Here is a 19,547-nt window from a genome sequence, read left to right as displayed (position 1 = left end):
GCCTGCGAAAATCGCGGGAGACGTGGCCATCGGCTGCCCCGGGCGCCTGCAGCGCCGCCCCATTGTGCTGCCCGATCTTGCCCCAGCTCTGGTTACCTAACGCAATCCGGGAAAAAACCGGCCACGGCTTCCATCCCGTCTGCTGCAGTTGCGATTTCCGTCGGAACCGTTTCATAGTACTCCGGCGCGGCGCATGAGGCGCGCGACTTGGGGACAACGACATGACGGAAGTCTTTCTCGGGCAGATCATGCTCACGGGGTTCAACTTCGCGCCCCGCGGTTTTGCCACCTGCGATGGCCAGTTGCTGCCGATCGCGCAGAACCAGGCATTGTTTGCGCTGCTGGGCACCCAGTACGGCGGCAACGGCACCACCACCTTCGGCTTGCCGGACCTGCGCGGCCGCACTCCGCGTGGCTTCACCCAGGCCGAACCGGTCGGCGTGGCCAGCGGGGTCGAGTCGGTAACGCTGACCCCGGCGCAGTTGCCGACACACACGCATCGCTTCGTCGGCACCACCGCCGCCGCCAGCACTTCCAACCCGCGCGATGCGCTGTTCGCCGCCAGCGGCACCGAGCTGTACGCGCCGCCCGGCGCGTCGGTCACGCTGGCCGCCAACACCGTCGAAAGCTGCGGCAACGACGCACCGCACAACAACATGCAGCCGTACAGCGTGCTCAATTTCTGCATCGCGCTTACCGGCGTTTTCCCCTCGCGCAACTGAGCCTGTGCCGGCCGCGCCGGCCATCGCCCGTATGGAGTAGTGACGATGAGTACACCCTTTGTCGGAGAAGTACGGCTGTTCGGGTTCAATTTCGCCCCGATCGGCTGGCGTGCATGCGACGGCAGCCTGGTGAGCATCGCCGAGAACGAGGTTCTGTTTACGCTGATTGGCACGACCTACGGCGGCGACGGCCAGAACACCTTCGGCCTGCCCGACCTGCGCGGCCAGGTCCCGCTGCACCACGGCAGCGGACCGGGCCTGAGCCCGCGGACGATCGGCGAGCATGGCGGCAGCGAGACGGTGACGTTGACGGCGGGGCAACTCGCGTCGCACGGGCATGACCTCACCGCCACCACGACGCGGGCCGCCACCACCACGCCGTCGACCTCGGTGGGATTGGGCGCTCCGGCCAGCGACACGCTGTACACCGCCGCCCCGGCGGGCAACCCGTTCGTCATGTCGGAAGCGTCGACCCTGCCCGCCGGCGGCTCGCAGCCGCACGACAACCTGATGCCGACCCTGGCGGTGCAGTTCTGCATCGCGGTCGAAGGTGTCTTCCCGTCACAGAGCTGATGCGCCTTTCCGGCGCCGCAAAGGACCGACCATGACAGAACCCTTCGTTGGCGAGATCCAGCTGTTCGGTTTCAACTTCGCACCCCATGGCTGGGCGCACTGCAACGGCGCGCTGATGCCGATCTCGCAGAACACCGCGCTGTTCTCGTTGCTGGGCACCCAGTACGGCGGCAATGGCACCGTCACCTTCGCCCTGCCCGACTTTTCCGGGCGCAGCGCTTGCGGCGCCGGCGCCGGTCCGGGGCTGACCCCGCGCACGCAGGGCGAGCGGTTCGGTGCCGACACCGTGACCCTGCTCCAGACAGAGATGGCGTCGCACAGCCATGGTGTCAACGTGTTTTCCCAGGGCGACCCGGACAAGCGCTCGGGCACCCCGACCAGCGGCGCGGGACTGACGCCGCCATTGGTCGACAGCTTTGTCCGCACCCCGTCGTCGCTGCAGCCGTTTGCCGTCGACCTGGGGTTCAGTGGCGGCGGACAGCCGCATGAAAACCGGCAGCCCTACCTCGCCACCAACTTCTGCATCGCGCTGAACGGCGTTTTTCCGCAACGTCCCTGATGGAGGCGGCGGGCCCCGCGCTGGCGGAATTCCCCGCCCATGCGGCCGGCGCCGCGGCGGCACTGGCCCGCGGTCTGCGTTTGCGAGCGGCGACCGGCGGCGACCTGCCGTTCCTGCGTGGGCTCTACGCCAGCACGCGCGCGGCGGAACTGGCGCGGGTGCCGTGGACGGAGGCGATGCGCGCGGCCTTCCTCGGCGACCAGTTCGCGTTGCAGCACCGGCACTGGCTCGGCAGCTATCCGCAGGCCGGGTATCTGGTGATGGAACACGACGGTGTGCCGGTCGGTCGCTGCTACGTGGACTTCGGGTGGGCCGTGCGTGACGACGCGCTGCTGATCGACCTGGCCCTGCTCCCGGCGGCCCAGGGGCGGGGCATGGGCGCGGCCGTGCTGGGTCACCTGCTGCAGCGGTGCGAGCGGCGCGGACAAGCGATGGTCCTGCATGTGCTGCGCGCCAACACCGGCGCGCAGCGGCTGTACCGGCGTTTCGGCTTTGTCACCGAAAGCGATGACGGCATGCGGCTGCGCATGCGCCGCCCGCCCGGGGTCGCCGAGCCGGCCGGCGCTTCAGGCGTATCGGATCAGTTGAACAGCGCCTGATACAGGAAGCCGTCGCGTTCGCGGGCGACCGGCACCAGGAAAACCCCGACCTCGCCGAGACTGGCGTGGCGCATGCGGTAGATCTGCTGCGGGAACAGGAACGCGGCGGTATTGCGGAACAGCAGCGAGAACGGCGCACGTGCCGCCCCGGGCACCGGCGGCATGGCGCGGGCCTCGACCAGCTCGAAAGCAACCTCGCCATCGTCCAGCGCGGCGGAGAAGGTGTCGTTGATGCGGTTGCTGAAGTGCTGCAGCGTCAGAAGCTCCATGTGCTCCCCCTTTTCATTCGTCAACGCAAGGCCGCCATCGTACCTTCCGGTCGCGGCTGAAGCAGTTCCTACACGGGCTGCAGGTTGGCGTATGACAGAACCAGCCACTTGCTGCCGACGTCGTCGAAGTTCACCTGCACCCGTGCGTGCGCGCCGCTGCCTTCGAAGTCGGTGACCACGCCGGCACCGAACTTGGCGTGGCGGACGTTGGCGCCCAACGGCAGCGCCGGGGTTTCCACCGCGGCGTGGCCGTAGTTGCGCCGGGGCGCGGCGCTGGACATCGGTCGCGACACCTGGACCTTCGGGCGCACTTCGTGCAGCAATGCCGGCGGGATCTCGCGCAGGAAGCGCGACGGGATGCCGTACATCTCCTGGCCGTGGATCCGGCGCGCCTCGGCGTAGCTCAGCACCAGTTTTTCGCGGGCGCGGGTGATGCCGACGTAGGCGAGGCGGCGCTCTTCCTCCAGCCGGCCGGACTCCTCGATCGAGCGGTTGTTCGGGAACAGCCCCTCTTCCAGCCCGGCCAGAAACACCAGCGGGAATTCCAGCCCCTTGGCGCTGTGCAGGGTCATCAGCTGCACGCCGTCTTCGCCGGCCTGGGTCTGGCCCTCGCCGGCTTCCAGCGAGGCGTAGCTGAGGAATGCGACCAGCTCCGGCATCGCCGCGGCGTCCTCCTCGTCGCTGCGGCTGAAGCGCGAGGCGACCGAGACCAGTTCGTCGAGGTTGTCGGTGCGCGAGTCGAGCTGGCCCTTGCTTTCGCGCGCGTAGTGCTCGCGCAGGCCGGAACGCGCCAGCACGTGGTCGATCTTCTCCGGCAGCGGCATCTCGGCCACGTCGGCGTCGAGGCCTTCGATCAGTTCGATGAAACCGGCCAGCGCGTTGCGCGCGCGCGCGGCCAGCACCGGCTCGGTGGTCAGCCAGCGCGCGGCGACCATCAACGGTGCACCGTCGGCGCGCGCGCGGCGGCGCACCTCGTCCAGCGTGCGCTCGCCGATGCCGCGGGTCGGCGTGTTGACCGCGCGCTCGAACGCGGCATCGTCGCTGCGGTTGGCGACCAGCCGCAGGTAGGCCAGGGTGTCCTTGATCTCGGCGCGCTCGAAGAAGCGCTGACCGCCATAGACGCGGTACGGCACCTGCTCCGACAGCAGCGCCTCTTCGAACGCGCGCGACTGCGCGTTGCTGCGGTAGAGGATCGCGACCTCGCCGTGGCTGCCGCCGTCGCGCACCCATTGGCGAAGGCGTTCGATCACGAAGCGGGCCTCGTCGATCTCGTTGTAGGCCGCGTACAGGTCGACCGGCTCGCCGCTGCCGCTGTCGGTCCAGAGCTTCTTGCCGAGGCGGTCGGGGTTGTGCGCGATGACCGCGTTGGCGGCGTCGAGGATCGTCGCGCTGGAGCGGTAGTTCTGTTCCAGCCGGATCGTCTGCGAGCCCGGGAAGTCCTTGAGGAACCGCTGCACGTTCTCGACCTTGGCGCCGCGCCAGCCGTAGATCGACTGGTCGTCGTCGCCGACCACGAACACCTTGCCGCTGTCGCCGGCGAGCAGGCGCACAAAGCCGTACTGGATCGCGTTGGTGTCCTGGAACTCGTCGACCAGGATCTCGCCGAAACGGTGGCGGTAGTGCGCGAGCAACGCCGGGTTGTCGCGCAGCAGTTCGTGCGCGCGCAGCAGCAGCTCGGCGAAGTCGACCAGCCCGGCGCGGTCGCAACGTTCCTGGTAGGCGGCGTAGCAGCGGCGCATGACGTCGGCCCACTGGTCACCCGGGTCGGGTTGAAGGTGCTCGGGCCGGCGCCCCTCGTCCTTCTGCGCGTTGATCCACCACGCGATCTGGCGCGGCGGGAAGCGGCTGTCGTCGAGTTCCAGCCCCTGCACCACGCGCTTGACCAGCCGCAGCTGGTCGTCGGAATCGAGCACCTGGAAACCTTCCGGCAGCTTCGCCTCCTGCCAGTGCAGGCGCAGCAGCCGGTGGGCGAGGCCGTGGAAGGTGCCGATCCACATGCCGCGGGTGCCGCCGCCGAGCTGGGCGTCGACGCGCTGGCGCATCTCGGCCGCGGCCTTGTTGGTGAAGGTGACCGCGAGGATGCCGTGGGTCGGCACCCCGAACACCTCGTGCAGCCAGGCGATACGGTGGGTCAGTACGCGGGTCTTGCCGGAGCCGGCGCCGGCGAGGACCAGGTAGTGGCCGGGAGGCGCGGAAACGGCCTCGCGCTGCGCCGGGTTGAGCGCGTCGAGCAGGTGGGAGACATCCATCGCGCCATTCTACCGGGCGCGGTCGCGGGGACCGCGACTGCGGCGACGGGTCGCGACGGGTCGCGGCCGGGCGGCGGCGGACGCGTGGGCTCGCTTTTGTAGGAGCGACTTAAGTCGCGAATTCCCCGATGCCGCATGGAACGGGGCGCCCTGCCTGCCTTCAGGCTGCACGGAGATGGCTTCTGGAAAGAGGCGCCGCGATCCGGCTTCCGATGCGTTGGACGTTTCGAGGAGATCGCGACTTACGTCGCTCCTACAAAAGCGGAGGGTGCCGCCTGTTGGCGGGCGGCACCGGGGGCGGAGATATCAATCCTCGCCGGCGCGCATCTGGTACTGCGCCGGCGGGGTCGCGCCCATCAGGTGCTCGACGAAGTAGTCCCAGCGGCGGCGGGTCATGTAGTCGCTGTCCTCACCGAAGCCGTGGCGCGCGTTCGGGAACAGCAGCAGGTCGAAGTCCTTGTTGGCCTTGACCAGCGCGTCGACCACCAGCAGCGTGTTCTGCGGCGGCACGTTGTCGTCCATCATGCCGTGCGCCAGCAGCAGGTGGCCCTTCAGGTTCTGCGCGCGGTTCTGGTTGGCCTGGGCGTCGTAGCTGCTGTCGCCGTTCTCGTCGAAGAATTCGAGGCCCTGCCACTTCTCGGCCCAGTCGTCCTCGTAGTTGCGGTTGTCGTGGTTGCCGCTCTCGGAGATGCCGACCTTGTAGAAGTCCGGATAGGTGAACATCGCGTCGGCGGTCGCGTAGCCGCCGCCGGAATGGCCCCAGACGCCGACGCGGTCGAGGTCGATCCAGTCGAAGCGTTCCCCCAGTTGCTTCAGGCCGGAAACCTGGTCCGGCAGGGTGTTGTCGCCGACGTCGCCGCCGAAGGCGTCGTGGAAACTCTTGGAGCGCCACGGCGTGCCCATGCCGTCGATGGCGATCACGATGAAACCCAGTTCGGCCAGCGCCTGGTGGTCGCTGCGCGCAGGGGTGAAGCTGCGGCCGCGGACCGAGCCGGTCTGCGGGCCCGGGTAGATGTAGTTCACCACCGGGTATTTCTTCGAGGTGTCGAGGTCGGTGGGCTTGAACATCATCCCGTACAGGGTGGTCTTGCCGTCGCGCGCGGTAACCGTGATCGGGGTCGGCGGGACCCAGCCGGTGGCGCGCAGGCGGCTGTCGTCGGCGCGGGCAACCTCGGCGACGATGCGGCCGTCGGCGCTGTCGCGCAGCACCGTCACCGGCGGCACGGTCGGAGTCGAGTACGCGTCGACGAAGTGCTTGCCGTCGGGCGACATGGTGATCGTGTGGTTGGCATCTTCCGGGGTCAGCAGCTGCGCGTCGCCGCCGTCGAAGCCGACCTTGTAGAAGTGCTGGTAGTACGGGTTGCGGCCGTCCTCCATGCCGACGCCGCGGAACCATATCGTGCGGGTATCCGGATCGACCTCGAGCACTTCGGTGACGTTGCCTTCACCGCTGGTGATCGCGTTCTTGAGTTCACCGCTGGCCAGGTCGTACAGGTACAGGTGGCCCCAGTCGCTGCGCTCGGAGAACCAGATGAACTCGTTCGACTCTGGCAGGTAGCGCCAGTTGACCGCGCCGTTGCCGCTCTCGAAATAGGTCGGGACCTTCTCGTGGTAGACCTCGCGCACATCGCCGGTGGCGGCGTCGGCGACGCGCAGCCAGGTCTGCTTGTGGTCGCGCGAGGTCGAGGCGAACGCGAGCGTCTCGCCGTCGGGCGCCCACTGCACGTCCTCCCAGCCGCCGGAGCAGCTGACGTCGTCGCACAGGGTCGAGCGGTGCTGGTCGGGCGGCATCCGCAGGCGCACGACCTTGCGTGCCGGTACGTCGATGATGACGCGCTCGATCATGGTGACGTCGTCGTCGCCGACGAACGGGTACTTCCAGCGCTCGACCTTCGGCGCGCCGACGTTGGTGCCGACCAGCACCATCTCGCTGGTCCTGCGCTGGTCCTGCTGGAAGGTCGCGATCTTGCTGGAATCCGGCGACCACACCAGGATCGCGCGGTCGCTGTGGGTCCAGCCGGCGTTGTCGGTGGCGTAGCCGTAGTCCTCGACGCCGTCGGAGGTCAGCCGCGTCTCCACACCCGTGGCGGTGTCGCGCACCCAAAGATTCCAGTCGCGGATGAACGCGGCGAGCTTGCCGTCGGGCGACTCGACCACCGGTGCATTGCCGGGACCGCCGGCCTTTTCGGCGCCGGGCTTGCGGGTTTCGGTGTCATCGGCGGCGACGCAGGCGGGCTTGTCCTGCAGGTCGCACAGGTAATGCTGCCGGCGCACGGCGACGTCGAGCCGGCCGTCCTCGGCGACCTCCAGTCCGGTGACCGGCAGCTTGGCCGCGTCGATATCCCTGCCGGTGGCAGCGGCCAGCGCCGCGGCGAGCTTGTCGTGGTCGAACGCCGCGGTCGCGTTGCCGCTGGCGACGTCCATGCGCATGAAGTGGTCGCCGTCGGCGTCGTGGTCGCGATACCAGAAATGGCTCGCGTCCTGCCAGACCACGGCGTTGACCGCGTGGTCCAGCAGCGGCGCGGTGTTGTAGCCCATGAACCGTTCGGCGCGCCTGTAGTCCGCGTCGGTCAGGACCTGCCCGGCGTCCTGCGCCGCGACCGGCAGCGCCGCCGTCACCAGCAGTCCACCCATCACCGCGCCGATCACGCGCGCCTTGCCGTTCATCACACCCATGCGGTTCCCCTTCGACTGGACACTTGCGAACCGGGCCACCCTAGCGCGACCCGGCCCCGGGCTCCCCTGCCGGAAGTCCGGGCTGGCGCCCACCCTGCCACGAACCGGCGGGCGCGTCAGGTCACCCGCGACAGCATCCGCCGGTGGCCGATCAGCCGGGCCCAGCGGGTGCCGAGGTCGGACCAGCAGACGTAGGCGGCCTCGCCGGCGATCCGCAGCAGGGTGCGCGGGCCGAGTTGCAGGCGCGGTTCGGCCGCGCACAGTTCGGCGTCGAAACCGAGCTGGCGGGCGAACAGGGCGCAGCGGGCGAGGTGGTAGCGGCTGCTGAGCAGGGTGACCCGCAACCGTCCGGGCGCGACCTGCACCGAGGTGACCCGGACATCGTCGGCTGGGGATGCCGGCAGCAGCATCGTGCGGGCGTTGCGCAGGTTCTGCAGGGTGTCGCGGGAGCGCGATTCCAGTTGCAGCGGGGCATCGATGCCGAAACCGCGGGCGAGCAGGCCGCGCTGCGCGAGTTCGGCCTCGGTCGCCTCGCCCGGGGCGCCGCCACCGAGCAGGACCATGCTGGCCGGCGGCCGCTCGCGCCAGAGCGACACCGCGCGGTCGAGCCGGGCCTCGAAATCGCCGTCGATCCGCCCCGCCGGCGCGTGCTTGCCGAACAGCAGCACGCACTCGCCGCGCTCCGGCACGCACGGCGCCTTGCGGGCGACGCGCAGCACGTGGACGAAATAGCCGACGTAGACCAGACCCAGGCTCAGCACGCAGGCCGCCCCGGCGACCACGCCCGAGTGCCAGACGTCGCGATCGCCGACCAGGGCCAGCATGTGCGCGGTGCGCGAAGTCGGTGGGTGGGCCACGGCGGCAGGGATCGACAGCGGGATGGAAAGTGTACGCGGGTGCATGCCGCCGGGGCGCTGGCATACTGCCGCCAGCGGCATGTTTTCGACCGTCCAGCCGCTCCCCAGTTCAGGATCACTGCGTGCCAGCTGCGTCCCCGTTATCCCAATCGCCACCGCCATCGCCCGCCCCGATCCCGCCGCTCGCGATCCGTGCCTTCACCGCCACCACGGCGCTGGGTCGCGGGGTCGAGGCCCAGCAAGCCGCTCTGCTCGCCCGCCGCAGCGGGCTGCGTCGCAACGATTTCGGGCCGGTGGGCGCCGGTGGCGAGCCGCTGCCGTGCTGGATCGGCCGGGTCGACGGCGTCGAGGAGGCGGCGCTGCCCACCGCGCTCGCCGGGTGGGAGTGCCGCAACAACCGGCTGGCCTGGCTCGCGTTGCAGCAGGACGGTATGTCAGACGCGTTGGCGGCGCTGGTCACGCGCCAGGGCGCGGATCGCATCGCGATCGTGGTCGGCACCTCGACCTCGTCGATCGGTGCGACCGAGGAGGCCTACACCCGGCTCGACGGCACCGGCGCCTTCGCGGCCGACATGGACCGGCCGGGCATCCACACCGTGCATTCGCTCGGCGGCTTCGTGCAGGCCGCGACCGGATTGCGGGGACCGTGCGTTACCGTCGCCACCGCGTGTTCATCCAGCGCCAAGGTGTTCGCCCAGGCCGCGCGGCTGATCGAGGCCGGCGTGGTCGATGCGGCGCTGGTCGGTGGGGTCGATACCCTCTGCGGCAGCGTGCTGTACGGCTTCAATTCGCTGCAACTGGTGTCGCGCGCACCGTGCAAGCCGTTCGATGCGGGCCGCGACGGTTTGTCGCTTGGCGAGGCCGGCGGGTTCGCGCTGCTGGAGCGTGCCAGTGATGGCGATGAAGCCGGCCTGCAACTGCGCGGCTACGGCGAATCCAGCGATGCCCACCACATGTCGAGCCCGCACCCGCAGGGCCTGGGCGCGCAGTACGCGATGCGCGACGCGCTGGCGCGGGCCGGAATCGAGGCGGCGCAGGTCGGCTACCTCAACCTGCATGGCACCGCGACCCCGGCCAACGACGGGATCGAGGCGGCCGCGGTCGCCGCGCTGTTCCCGGACACGCTGCACGCCAGCTCGACCAAGGGCTGGACCGGCCACACCCTGGGCGCGGCGGGCATCGTCGAGTCGGTATTCGCGCTGATCGCGCTGCGCCACGGGCTGCTGCCCGGCACCCTCAACAGCGATGCGCCGGATCCGGCCTGCGGCGCGCACATACGTTTCGACAACGCCCACGCTGGTATCGGTTACGCCATGAACAATTCCTTCGGTTTCGGCGGCAACAACTGCTCGCTGCTGTTCGGGCGCGGCGCGTGATGCTGTCCGCCACCATCGAGGGCATCGGATTCTGGAGTCGCGGCTTGCCGTCATGGGAGGCCGCGCGGGCGTTCGCGACCGGCGGCGCGTTGCCCGAGTCCACGCCGTCGCGCCCGTCGCCGCAGCTGCTTGCGCCGAACGAGCGCCGTCGCGCGCCGGACACGGTGGCAGTCGCGCTCGAGGTCGCCCTCGCCGCCTGCAACGCTGCCGGGCGCGACCCCAAGACGCTGCCATCGGTGTTCGCCTCGACCCACGGCGAACTGGCGATCACCGATTACATCTGCACCACGCTGGCCACGCAGCCGGAAACGGTCTCGCCGACGCGCTTCCACAATTCCGTGCACAACGCGGCCGCCGGCTACTGGACCATCGGCAGTGGCGCGATGCAGCCGGCGACCGCGATCAGCGCGTACGACGCCAGCTTCGCGCAGGGCCTGCTGGAGGCGCTGGTGCAGCTCGCCACCGGCAACGAGGCGGTGTTGCTGGTCGGTTACGACGCGACCTCGGCCGGCCCGCTGGCCCACGTATCGCCCAGCGGCGGCTTGCTCGGCGGAGCCCTGGTGCTGTCGCGGACGCCACGCGCCGGTGCGCCGCGCCTGCAGGTCGAACTGGTCGATGGCGAGGTGGAACGGGCTCCAGCAGGCCCACTCGCCCGGCACGCCGGCGGCAACGCGATGGCGCCGATGCTGCCGTTGTTCGACGCGCTCGCCGCCACCCGCACTCCGTCACCGGTTGCGTTGCAGGCCGGACCGGGACGCGTGCTGCGGGTCGCGATCGAAGCCGCCATCACGGAGCACGCGCATGCCTGATCGGCTGGACCGGAACAACATCGCCGTGGTCATCCCGGCACTCAACGAGGCGCTGCGCATCCGCGGCGTGGTCGAAGGCGCACTGGCCGAGTGCGCGCACGTGATCGTGGTCGACGACGGCTCCGACGACGACACCATCGCCCGCATCGCCGACCTGCCGGTTACCGTGCTCCGCCATGCCGAGCGGCGCGGCAAGGGCGCCAGCCTGCGCGATGGCTTCGCCGAAGCGCTGCGGAACGGCGCCAGGGGCGTGCTGACGATGGACGGCGACGGCCAGCACCTGGCCAGCGACATCCCGCGCATGCTCGACACCGCCAGCCGCTACCCCGGCCACATCGTCATCGGCGCGCGACTGCGCAAGCGCGCCCAGCAGCCGCGCTACCGCCGGCTGGCGAATGCGTTCGGCGACTGGGGCATCGCCTGGGGCACCGGTTACCGGATTGCCGACACCCAGAGCGGACAGCGGTTGTACCCGGCCGAAGTCGCTGCGCTCGACGACGTGCCCGGCGAGGATTTCGTGTTCGAGGCGCAGATCCTGATTTCGGCGGCGCAGCTGCTGGGCACCCGCTGCGTGTCGGTGCCGATCGAGTCGCGCTACCAGTGCCACGACTCCGATGAAGTGTTCCGTGCCAGCCATTTCCGGCCGCTGCGCGACTTCAGCCGGATCACCTGGCACATCGTCGCCCAGTGCCTGCGCCGCGGCCGCGTCGCCTCGGTCTACCGCCGCATCCGCGCCAACCCGGCCCTGGTCGACGATCCCAGCGGCGAGTTCAGCGCCCTCCCCGCACGCCAACCGGCCAGTAGCCAATGAACCCCGCGCAGCCCGATTGCGACGTTGCCATCCTCGGTGGCGGACTCGCCGGGCTGTGCCTCGCGATCCAGCTCAGACAGCGCGATCCGTCGATCCGCGTGACCGTCCTCGAACGCAACGCGCATCCGGTGCGCGAAGCCGCGTTCAAGGTCGGCGAGTCGACGGTGGAGATCGGCGCGCATTACTTCTCGCAGGTGCTTGGCCTGCGCGCGCACCTGGACGAGCAGCAGATCCGCAAGTTCGGCTTCCGCTTCTTCTTCAGCGAAGGTCGCCGGCAGGTCGACCGCTGCACCGAACTCGGCGTCAGCCAGTTGCTGCCGGCGCCGTCGTGGCAACTCGACCGTGGCCGCTTCGAGAACTTCCTCGGCGAACATGCGCGCGGACTCGGGGTCGACTTCCGCGACGCGGCCGTTGTGCGCGGATTCGAACTCGGCGAAGGCGATGCGCCGCACCTGGTCCGCTTCGAGCACACCGGGGATGCCGCGACGCTGACCGCGCACTGGCTGGTCGACGCCGCCGGCCGCGCCAACCTGCTCAAGCGCAAGCTCGACCTCGCCGAACCCAACGACCACGACGCCAACGCGGCCTGGTGGCGGGTCGACGGCCACGTCGATCCGCAGGACTGGTCCGACGATCCCGACTGGCTGCAACGCTGCACCCCGCCGCTGCGCTGGCAGTCGACCAACCATATGTGCGGCCCAGGCTACTGGTTCTGGCTGATCCCGCTGGCGTCCGATTCGCACTCGCTGGGGATCGTCTGCGACGCCGCGATGCATCCGCTGGAAACGATCAACACGCATGCCAGGGCGATGGACTGGCTGCGCGAGCACCAGCCGCGGATGGCAACCGCGCTGGAGGATCCGCGCCACGCGGTGCAGGACTTCCGCTTCCTGCGGCACTTCTCGCACGGCTGCAAGCAGGTGTTCTCGGACCGGCGCTGGGCGATCACCGGCGAGGCGGGGGTGTTCCTGGACCCGTTCTACTCACCCGGCAGCGACTTCATCGCGATCAGCAACGGCTACGTCTGCGACCTGATCGAACGCGAACGCGCTGGCGAACCCATCGCGCAGCGCGCCGACATCTACCAGCAGCTGTATTTCTCGTTCTACCGCAGCACGTTGACCCTGTACCAGGACCAGTACCCGCTGTTCGGCGACGCACAGGTGATGCCGCTGAAGGTGATCTGGGACTACACCTACTACTGGGGGATGCTGGCGCCGCTGTACATCAGCGACCGGGCCGCCCACCTGCCGGTGCTGGGGCGGCTGCGCGAGGTGTTCAGCCAGGCCAATGGACTCAACGTGTCGATGCAGGCGATGCTGCGCGAGTGGGGCCAACGCAACCGGGAACTCGATGATGGCGTGGCCGGGCCGCTCGACGGCCGCGACCTCGACCAGTTCAAGCTGGAATGGTTCCGTGCGATCAACCGCTCGATCACCGCCCAGCTCGACGACGACGCCTTCGTCGCGCAGCTCAAGGGCAACCTGGCGTTGATGGCGCGACTGGCCGCGGAACTGTCCGCCAACGCGCGGACCATGCACCCGTCGCTGGATGACCATGGCCTTTCGGCTTTGCTGCCGGCTCCGGACGAAGCAGGCGAACCGTTGCTGCCACCGCAGTGGTACGGCGTGACCGAACCCGCGGCGGGCTGAGCTCAGTCGACCGGCTGGCGGGGCTGGCTGCCCGGCGCCGGCGGGTCATACACATGGATCGCGATGCCGCGCGCATGTTTCGGCGTCGGGGTGATGCTGACGCCGATGCCGCCACCGACATGGCTGCTCCCGCCGAAGCGGCCACCACCGATGCCCACGCCCACGTTACTGCCGCCATAGCCGGTTGCGGTTCCTTCGAACAGCACGCCATTGGCACCGAGCCCGGCCGCCGCGGTCCGCAACTTGCCGATCACCTCGTCCATCTTGTTCTGCTCGCCGTAGGTCAGGCCGCCGCTGGACGTCTCGAGGATCGCGATCTCGTCATAGCGGCCCGGCGGTGGCGAGAAATACACCATCACCTGCTCCGGCGCGATCGCCGGGCGCGCGGCGCCGAGCATGACCTTGGAAGTACTGGCGCAGCCGGCCGCGACAAGCGCCAGGCCCAGTACGAGTACGGTTTGGATTCGCATGGTGGTTCTCCTGCGGATACCCGGTTGGATGGCCGCGAGTATCGCGCAGCTGCGCGGACAGCGGATGAAATCCGGTCGCCGGAGCATGAACCGGTCACGCGGCGTGCCGGACGCGTGGCCGTCAGCCCATGCCACCGTTGATGCCGATCACCTGGCCGTTGATGTAACCGGCCGCATCCGAGCACAGGAAAGCGACCAGCGCCGCCACTTCCGCGGGCCGGCCGGCGCGACCCGCGGGCACCATCTGCCTGATCACCTCCGGCGGAAACGCATCGCCCGCCATCCGCCCTTCGATGACCCCGGGCGCGACCACGTTGACGCTGATCCCGCGGCTGGCCATCTCGCGGGCCAGCGACATGCTGGCGCCGTGCAGGCCGGCCTTGGCCGCCGCGTAGTTGCTCTGGCCGCGATTGCCGAGCACCGCCGCCACGCTCGAGACGCTGACGATGCGCCCCCAGCGCGTCCGCGCCATCGGCAGCAGCAACGGCTGGGTGACGTGGAAGAAGCCGTGCAGCGATACGTCGACCACGCGTTTCCACTGCGCGTCGCTCATGCCGGCCAGCGGAGCGTCGTCGTGGATGCCGGCGTTGTTGACCAATACCTGGATCGGCCCCTCGGCGAGCAGGGTTTCCAGCGCCGCCCGGGTCGCCTCGCCATCGGCGACGTCGAACGCGACCGCCTCGGCGCTGCCACCCTCGTGGTGGATCGCCGCGACCACTTCCCCGGCACGCGCGAGGTTGGCGTTGGCGTGGACGATCACGTGCAGGCCGTCGGCGGCCAGTTGCGTGCAGATCGCACCACCAAGGTCGCCGCTGCCGCCGGTGACCAGCGCGCGGCGGGTTGTGGGGGTGTCAGTCATCCGGCCTCTCCTCGCGGTAATGCTCGATAGGTATGACCCTATTGTAGGAGCGACGTAAGTCGCGATCGCACGGCGAAATCGTGTATCGAAACCCGTCACAGGGCCAGGAGCCCGGGCCGGCGAAACCATGCGCGGAATGCGCGATACCGCGGGATCAGTGAAATCGCGACTTACGTCGCTCCTACATCACCGGTTTGTTGCAGCATCACCGCGGCACGGCCTTCGGCCAGCAACTCGCCGGCGTGGTGGATACGGAATGCGTATTGCTGGCTCACTTCGGACTCGGCCAGCACCCGCGCCTCGCACTCCAGCGCAGCCGCCAAATCATCGATCCTTGCGACATGCAACTGTACGTCGCGCAGCGCGACCAGCACACCGGGCTTAACCGCGCCGCCCGAGGCCCGCGCACGCAAGCCGCCATGCACTGCCATCGCCTGCGCACCGTACTCGCACAGGTGGATCGCGCGCAGGCGGTCGTTGCTGCGCAGCGGATGGGTGGGGTCGCGATGGTTGTAAGCGCGAAGGCGGATACGGTCCGCGTCCCACTCGAGCACCTCGTCCCACAGGCACATCGCGCCCTGGTGCGGGACAAGGGCGAGGATGTCCGTGCGTCCGATCATGCCGCGCCTCGTGTCTTTGCAGGAGCGGATTCAGCCGGGAGATGCTGATCGGCGCCATCCGACATCGAGGGCGTTGCGATCAAAGCCGCTTCCGCAAGAGCGGGATCACCGGGGCCAGCTGCCGCCGGCTCGCGCGATATCAACAGCGCCAGTACAAAGTTGCCCACCACGCCCAGCGCCACCGTGCTGCCAATCGCACGCAGCACCGGGATCGACGACAGCGCGAGCAGGGAGAACACCAGCAGCGTCATCAGGCTGCACACGATCAGTGCATGCAGGGTGCGCAGCTGGTCGGCGTAGTCGTCGCCGGCGTGGTCGAAGAACAACGCGTAGTCGAGCCCGAGGCCGGCGGCGAGGATCAGCGCGACCAGGTGGAACAGGGTCAGCTCGACGCCGCACAGGCGCAGCACCGCGAGTATCAGCAGCGTGGTCAGCGCCATCGGCAGCAGCACGCGCGCGGTGCGGCGGGCGGTTTCGCGCGTCACGCCGATGCGGCGTGGCAATTTGGAATCGGCATGCACCACCCGGCGATGCGCGACCACCGCCATCCGCATCGCAATCCACACCGTCAACGCCAGCAGCACCGCGGCGACCGCGAGCGCGGCCAGCACGCGGCCGCGATAGGCGACCACCAGCGATTCGGACGCCGCCTTCATGTCCAGCAGCGCGGCGCCGTTGAGCCGCGCCACCCGCGCGACCGTGGCCGGGTCTTCCAGACCGGTCAGCGACACCAGCGCGGTAGCATGGCGATCGCCGCCGAGCAGCAGGCCACCGACGGCGGCTTCCAGCGGCGTGCCGGCGAGGTCGTCGCGCGACAGCGGCGGCAGCACCTTCGCCTTCGCCACGTCATCGACGAATTCGCCGAACACGTCGGCGCGGAACGGGCTGTCGGCCAGCGCCGTGTCGAGCGCGGCACGCAATGCCGGTGCATCAGGCAGCCTGTTCTGTCGAGCAGCTTGCACTGCGGCGCTGGGCAGGTAGCGTGCGGCCATGTCGTAACCGGTCAGCGCACCATCGCCCACCAACTGGTCGAGCGCGGGACGCAGTTGTTCGGAGGCCTGCAGCACCGCCTCGTCATCGCGACCCTGCAAGGTCAGCACGAAGCGCACGTCGGGGGCTCCGAGTTCGGCGCGCAGGTCGGCATCGCGTGCGAGCGCATCGGCGGGCACCGGGGTGAGCTTCGACAGGTCGTTCTGCCAGAACGCACCGGGCGCCAATGCGGTCACCGCCAGCGCGGCCAGCGCGAACGCCAGCAGTGACCAGCGCGGTCGCGGCAGTCGCTGCGTCCACGACCACATGCGGGCCAGCAGGCGCGAGTCGGCGAAATCGCGCGGCGCCGGGTCGATCAACCGTGGCAGCAGCAATCGTGTCGACAGCGCGGCGACCGCGAGGCCGGTGATCGTGAACACCGCCAGCTGCTGCAGGCCATCGACACCCGAGAACAGGAAAGTGACATAGGCGATACAGGTGGACACCACGCCGGTGGCCAGCGTCGGCCACAGCGCGCGTGCGTTCTGCCGCGGGGTCACGCCCGGACGCTGGTGGCTGAAAAGATGGATCGGATAGTCCTGCACCACGCCGATCAGGGTGAAGCCGAACGCGACGGTGATGCCGTGCACGCCGTCGAACAGCAACGCCACCGCGCCCAGACCCGCGAGCCCGGCGCTGGCCAGCGGCAGCACGCCGAGCAGCGGGATCTTCCAGCTGCGGTAGGCGACCAGCAGCAGCAGGACCAGGCCAACGGTATCGAGCGTGCCGATCCATTGCGCCTCGGCCTCGGTGCGGCCGCCGATCTCGACCGAGAACGCACCCGGGCCGCTGAGCAGCATCTTGCCCGCGCCGTCGCCGCGTGCTTGCGCGTAGGCGGTACTGATCGCGTCCACCGCGCGCTGCTGGCCGGTAGGGTCGAAGCCGGCGGCACGGGTCTGTGCCACCAGCAAAGCGCGCTTGCCGGCGCGGTCGAACCAGACGCCCTGCACGCGCTGTGGCGCGCTCGCCGGCTGCAGCGCTTCGGCTACCTTCAGCGTTTCCAGGGTGGGGTCGCTGCCGACCAGCGGCTCGACCAGCGCGCCGGCCGGGGAGCCAAGATCCTGCACGCGCTCGCCGAGCTGCGCGGCTAGGTATTCGGCGTCGAACGACCCGGTATCGAGCGTGGGCGAAAGCAGGTAGCGGTACGGACGCAGGCGTTCGGATATCGCATCGAGCCCGCTATCGCCGTTGGCGACCAGCGCAAACTGGTCGTCGCCGGCGAGCGCCGCGCGCAGCGCCTTCGATTGCGCGGCGAGGGTCGGCACGTCGGCGCCAGACAGCGCCACCAGCAGCAGGCGCGATCCCGGCCCTTCGCCGAGTTCGTCGATCAGCAGCTTCTGCTCCGGCGTTTCCGGAGCGGGCATGAACTTGCGCAGGTCGCCGGTCAACTGCAGGTGCGCGCCGATCCACCAACCAGCCAGCAGCAACAGCGCCAGCCATGCCAGCGCGAGACCGAAGCGGCGGGCAGAGCCCGAATGCCGGTCCGGCGACGCTCCTGCGGTCATTGCGCGCCCGGGCCGTCGCCGTGGCACAGCGCGGCGAGCCCGGCTGCGTCATCGACCTTGCCGGCGGCACGCGCGGCACCGGCCAGCAGGGTGCGTTGCGGCGCCGCGTCACCCGGCGTGCGGGTTTCGATGCAGCGCAGCTCGGCACCGCGGCCTCGCAGCACGATGTCGCGCACCTGCGCGGCCAGTTCGGCGCGCTTCGGTACCAGGGTCAGCGTCCACTGCCCGCGGGTGCCCTCGCTTTCGATCGTGTAGTGCTCGGCCAGGCCGGCGCGGTCGCCCGACAACAGCGCACCGAAGCTCGCCTGCAAACCCGCCAGCTCCGGCGCACGCGACAGCGAGAACGTCCGCGGCGACTTGCCTGCGCGCTCGATGGTGGCCTCGTTCGCGCGAATGGTCGTGGTCTCCGCGTACGGCGCGCGCACCTCGCGCACCAGCACGCCGTCGGCCGGGCGCCGGTACTCACCGCTGAGCCGCAACGGCTGCTTCAGCAACTTCGATTCGCGCAACTCGACGAACCCGGTGCGCATCGGCGCCGGGCGAGCCAGCCTGTCGAGGATCCAGTCGGCCTCGACCGCCTTGCCGTCAGCCTGCGGTGCGGCGCGCAGCGACGGCGCCGCGAGCAGCAGCACGGTCGCCAGCGTCGACAGCACGGCGGTGGGGATCATTCGCTTCATCGGCCTGCCAGAAATCGTAGAAGTTGAACCAGTTGTACGGCGCATTGCGTGCATGGTGCTGCAACCGGTTGGCGTAACGCTGCACCAGTTCAGCCAGCATCGTGCTTCGTTGCGGCCGCGGGATGTCGATGCCCTCGCTGAACAGCTCGAACGCCAGGTCATAGCGGTTGCCGCCACGGTACAGCCCGAACGCCAGCATCACCGGCACCTTCAGCACCGAGGCGATCAGCCACGGCGCGACCGGGAACCGCGCGGTGTCGCCCAGGAACGTGGCCGGCTGCGACGGTTGTCCCGCATGCGTGCGGTCGACCAGCAGCGCGACCAGCGCACCGGCATCGGTGGCCTGCTTGATCGCCAGCACGATCGACGGACCGTCCTGGCCGGCATCGATCACGGTGCGCGCGATCTCGGGGTTGAGCGCATCGAGCAACTGGGTCATCGCCGGGTTGTGCGCCTTGTCGAGCACCACCCGCACGGTCACGTCCGGCCGCTGCCGCGCTAGCACCCGCAACACCTCGAAGCTGCCCAGGTGCGAACCGAACAGCAGCAGCCCCTGCCCGCGGTCGATCTGCGCGTGCAGTTCCGCGAGGCCGTCGATGCCGATTTCGAAGCGTTCCATCTGCCCGCCCAGCATGAACACCCGATCGAGGATGGTCGAGGCGAATGCGTGGATATGCCGGGCGGTATCGGACAACCGCGCGGGCCGCCCGAGCACCCGGCCCAGGTAGTCGCGCGAGGCACTTCGTTCCGGCCCGCGCACGATCAGGAAGTACAACGTGATCGGCACCAGCAACAAGCGCGCAAGCGTGCGCCCGCCGCGGCGCGCGATGGTGCGGATCAGCCAGATCGCGAACCAGCCGCCGCCCTCGGGACGCTGCTTCCAGTGGCCACTCATGGCGCGTCCGTGGCGACGACTTCGCCGCTGGCCAGCACGGCGTCGCCGCGAAGCACCTTGAAGCGCCAGCGCGGCGTCGCGCCGTCGAGCTCGACCCGGGCCGACTCGCCCGGCAGCAGCGGCTGCATGAACTTGACCCGCGGCAGCGCCACCGCATCCGGCGCCGCGCCATGCACGGCCGCGATCGCATCGAGCACCCGGTCCAGCAACACCACGCCGGGCACCAGCGGCCGGCCCGGAAAGTGCCCGGGCAGGCTCGGATGGTCGGCGGGGACGGTGAAATGCATGGACGGCACGGCAGGCGGCACGGGCGACGGGGTCGCAAGGATAAGCCAGCACG

At 69.7% G+C, this 19,547-nt stretch carries 18 protein-coding genes and 1 pseudogene; 8 read left to right on the top strand and 11 right to left on the bottom strand.

Features of this window, described 5'->3' with window-relative positions:
- Window positions 1-221 precede the first annotated feature (221 nt).
- The 4 genes from ACT9AS_RS01940 to ACT9AS_RS01925 are packed head-to-tail and all read left to right on the top strand — an operon-like array spanning window position 222 to window position 2,453.
- Window positions 222-722, top strand: a complete 501-nt coding sequence (locus ACT9AS_RS01940) for a tail fiber protein (protein WP_445098433.1) — start codon at window positions 222-224, stop codon at window positions 720-722.
- Between the two features lie 45 nt (window positions 723-767).
- Window positions 768-1,295, top strand: a complete 528-nt coding sequence (locus ACT9AS_RS01935) for a tail fiber protein (protein ID WP_445098432.1) — start codon at window positions 768-770, stop codon at window positions 1,293-1,295.
- A gap of 31 nt (window positions 1,296-1,326) precedes the next feature.
- Window positions 1,327-1,854: a tail fiber protein gene (locus ACT9AS_RS01930; protein ID WP_445098431.1), complete on the top strand. Its 528-nt coding sequence runs from the start codon at window positions 1,327-1,329 to the stop codon at window positions 1,852-1,854.
- Window positions 1,854-2,453 (top strand): GNAT family N-acetyltransferase, encoded by a 600-nt coding sequence (locus tag ACT9AS_RS01925; RefSeq protein WP_445098430.1) that lies wholly within the window; start codon window positions 1,854-1,856, stop codon window positions 2,451-2,453. Before ACT9AS_RS01930 ends, ACT9AS_RS01925 begins: the two co-directional genes overlap by 1 nt.
- On the opposite strand, the gene ACT9AS_RS01920 is transcribed toward ACT9AS_RS01925, so the two are convergent.
- The 4 genes from ACT9AS_RS01920 to ACT9AS_RS01905 all read right to left on the bottom strand — a co-directional run bounded on the left by ACT9AS_RS01920 (window position 2,435) and on the right by ACT9AS_RS01905 (window position 8,585).
- Window positions 2,435-2,722, bottom strand: coding sequence for a DUF6916 family protein (locus tag ACT9AS_RS01920; protein ID WP_445098429.1), 288 nt, complete (start codon window positions 2,720-2,722; stop codon window positions 2,435-2,437). The two genes, ACT9AS_RS01925 and ACT9AS_RS01920, sit on opposite strands and share 19 nt — an antisense overlap.
- 68 nt (window positions 2,723-2,790) lie before the next feature.
- Window positions 2,791-4,971 carry a DNA helicase II gene (uvrD, locus tag ACT9AS_RS01915; RefSeq protein ID WP_445098428.1) on the bottom strand — a complete coding sequence of 727 codons (2,181 nt, stop codon included), beginning with the start codon at window positions 4,969-4,971 and terminating at the stop codon, window positions 2,791-2,793.
- Window positions 4,972-5,277: 306 nt separating this feature from the next.
- A complete protein-coding gene (locus ACT9AS_RS01910; protein WP_445098427.1) occupies window positions 5,278-7,647 on the bottom strand; it encodes a DPP IV N-terminal domain-containing protein in 2,370 nt (789 codons plus the stop codon).
- A gap of 116 nt (window positions 7,648-7,763) precedes the next feature.
- Complete coding sequence (locus ACT9AS_RS01905) at window positions 7,764-8,585, bottom strand: ElyC/SanA/YdcF family protein (RefSeq protein WP_445098426.1); 822 nt, start codon at window positions 8,583-8,585, stop codon at window positions 7,764-7,766.
- A 92-nt stretch (window positions 8,586-8,677) separates the two neighbouring features.
- On the opposite strand from ACT9AS_RS01905, the gene ACT9AS_RS01900 reads away from it, so the two are divergent.
- The 4 genes from ACT9AS_RS01900 to ACT9AS_RS01885 are packed head-to-tail and all read left to right on the top strand — an operon-like array spanning window position 8,678 to window position 13,152.
- Entirely contained in the window at window positions 8,678-9,880 is a 1,203-nt protein-coding gene (locus tag ACT9AS_RS01900; RefSeq protein ID WP_445099011.1) for a beta-ketoacyl-ACP synthase, read from the top strand.
- Complete coding sequence (locus ACT9AS_RS01895) at window positions 9,880-10,689, top strand: beta-ketoacyl synthase chain length factor (protein WP_445098425.1); 810 nt, start codon at window positions 9,880-9,882, stop codon at window positions 10,687-10,689. Before ACT9AS_RS01900 ends, ACT9AS_RS01895 begins: the two co-directional genes overlap by 1 nt.
- Window positions 10,682-11,500 (top strand): glycosyltransferase, encoded by an 819-nt coding sequence (locus ACT9AS_RS01890; RefSeq protein ID WP_445098424.1) that lies wholly within the window; start codon window positions 10,682-10,684, stop codon window positions 11,498-11,500. Before ACT9AS_RS01895 ends, ACT9AS_RS01890 begins: the two co-directional genes overlap by 8 nt.
- Window positions 11,497-13,152, top strand: coding sequence for an FAD-dependent monooxygenase (locus ACT9AS_RS01885; protein WP_445098423.1), 1,656 nt, complete (start codon window positions 11,497-11,499; stop codon window positions 13,150-13,152). Before ACT9AS_RS01890 ends, ACT9AS_RS01885 begins: the two co-directional genes overlap by 4 nt.
- A gap of 2 nt (window positions 13,153-13,154) precedes the next feature.
- Here the strand turns inward: ACT9AS_RS01885 and ACT9AS_RS01880 are convergent, their stop codons facing one another.
- The 7 genes and pseudogenes from ACT9AS_RS01880 to ACT9AS_RS01850 all read right to left on the bottom strand — a co-directional run bounded on the left by ACT9AS_RS01880 (window position 13,155) and on the right by ACT9AS_RS01850 (window position 19,494).
- The gene (locus tag ACT9AS_RS01880) at window positions 13,155-13,622 is read right to left on the bottom strand and encodes a hypothetical protein (RefSeq protein WP_445098422.1); all 468 of its coding nucleotides are present in this window, start codon (window positions 13,620-13,622) and stop codon (window positions 13,155-13,157) included.
- Window positions 13,623-13,743: 121 nt separating this feature from the next.
- Window positions 13,744-14,481: a 3-oxoacyl-ACP reductase FabG gene (gene fabG / locus ACT9AS_RS01875; RefSeq protein ID WP_445098421.1), complete on the bottom strand. Its 738-nt coding sequence runs from the start codon at window positions 14,479-14,481 to the stop codon at window positions 13,744-13,746.
- 170 nt (window positions 14,482-14,651) lie between these two features.
- Window positions 14,652-15,101: a phosphotransferase gene (locus ACT9AS_RS01870; protein ID WP_445098420.1), complete on the bottom strand. Its 450-nt coding sequence runs from the start codon at window positions 15,099-15,101 to the stop codon at window positions 14,652-14,654.
- Window positions 15,102-15,223: 122 nt separating this feature from the next.
- Window positions 15,224-17,635: pseudogene (locus ACT9AS_RS01865) on the bottom strand (MMPL family transporter); the annotation flags it as partial.
- The gene (locus tag ACT9AS_RS01860) at window positions 17,632-18,303 is read right to left on the bottom strand and encodes a LolA-related protein (protein ID WP_445098419.1); all 672 of its coding nucleotides are present in this window, start codon (window positions 18,301-18,303) and stop codon (window positions 17,632-17,634) included. The gene ACT9AS_RS01860 and the pseudogene ACT9AS_RS01865, both read right to left, overlap by 4 nt.
- Window positions 18,221-19,207: an LpxL/LpxP family acyltransferase gene (locus ACT9AS_RS01855; RefSeq protein WP_445098418.1), complete on the bottom strand. Its 987-nt coding sequence runs from the start codon at window positions 19,205-19,207 to the stop codon at window positions 18,221-18,223. The genes ACT9AS_RS01860 and ACT9AS_RS01855 overlap by 83 nt, the downstream gene beginning before the upstream one ends.
- On the bottom strand, window positions 19,204-19,494 hold the full coding sequence (locus ACT9AS_RS01850) for a hypothetical protein (protein ID WP_445098417.1): 291 nt from the start codon (window positions 19,492-19,494) through the stop codon (window positions 19,204-19,206). Before ACT9AS_RS01850 ends, ACT9AS_RS01855 begins: the two co-directional genes overlap by 4 nt.
- Window positions 19,495-19,547 lie beyond the last annotated feature (53 nt).

Source organism: Lysobacter sp. F60174L2 (genome assembly GCF_052547135.1).
Note: the sequence above shows the minus strand (reverse complement) of the source record. Positions and strands in the feature narration are given on the sequence as shown.

Coding starts and splice junctions, on each gene's coding strand:
- ACT9AS_RS01870 (WP_445098420.1), bottom strand. CDS start 15,101: ATGATCGGACGCACGGACATCCTCGCCCTTGTCCCGCACCAGGGCGCG.
- ACT9AS_RS01920 (WP_445098429.1), bottom strand. CDS start 2,722: ATGGAGCTTCTGACGCTGCAGCACTTCAGCAACCGCATCAACGACACC.
- ACT9AS_RS01940 (WP_445098433.1), top strand. CDS start 222: ATGACGGAAGTCTTTCTCGGGCAGATCATGCTCACGGGGTTCAACTTC.
- uvrD (WP_445098428.1), bottom strand. CDS start 4,971: ATGGATGTCTCCCACCTGCTCGACGCGCTCAACCCGGCGCAGCGCGAG.
- ACT9AS_RS01850 (WP_445098417.1), bottom strand. CDS start 19,494: ATGCATTTCACCGTCCCCGCCGACCATCCGAGCCTGCCCGGGCACTTT.
- ACT9AS_RS01925 (WP_445098430.1), top strand. CDS start 1,854: ATGGAGGCGGCGGGCCCCGCGCTGGCGGAATTCCCCGCCCATGCGGCC.
- ACT9AS_RS01890 (WP_445098424.1), top strand. CDS start 10,682: ATGCCTGATCGGCTGGACCGGAACAACATCGCCGTGGTCATCCCGGCA.
- ACT9AS_RS01935 (WP_445098432.1), top strand. CDS start 768: ATGAGTACACCCTTTGTCGGAGAAGTACGGCTGTTCGGGTTCAATTTC.
- ACT9AS_RS01855 (WP_445098418.1), bottom strand. CDS start 19,207: ATGAGTGGCCACTGGAAGCAGCGTCCCGAGGGCGGCGGCTGGTTCGCG.
- fabG (WP_445098421.1), bottom strand. CDS start 14,481: ATGACTGACACCCCCACAACCCGCCGCGCGCTGGTCACCGGCGGCAGC.
- ACT9AS_RS01905 (WP_445098426.1), bottom strand. CDS start 8,585: ATGCCGCTGGCGGCAGTATGCCAGCGCCCCGGCGGCATGCACCCGCGT.
- ACT9AS_RS01930 (WP_445098431.1), top strand. CDS start 1,327: ATGACAGAACCCTTCGTTGGCGAGATCCAGCTGTTCGGTTTCAACTTC.
- ACT9AS_RS01895 (WP_445098425.1), top strand. CDS start 9,880: ATGCTGTCCGCCACCATCGAGGGCATCGGATTCTGGAGTCGCGGCTTG.
- ACT9AS_RS01910 (WP_445098427.1), bottom strand. CDS start 7,647: ATGGGTGTGATGAACGGCAAGGCGCGCGTGATCGGCGCGGTGATGGGT.
- ACT9AS_RS01885 (WP_445098423.1), top strand. CDS start 11,497: ATGAACCCCGCGCAGCCCGATTGCGACGTTGCCATCCTCGGTGGCGGA.
- ACT9AS_RS01880 (WP_445098422.1), bottom strand. CDS start 13,622: ATGCGAATCCAAACCGTACTCGTACTGGGCCTGGCGCTTGTCGCGGCC.
- ACT9AS_RS01860 (WP_445098419.1), bottom strand. CDS start 18,303: ATGATCCCCACCGCCGTGCTGTCGACGCTGGCGACCGTGCTGCTGCTC.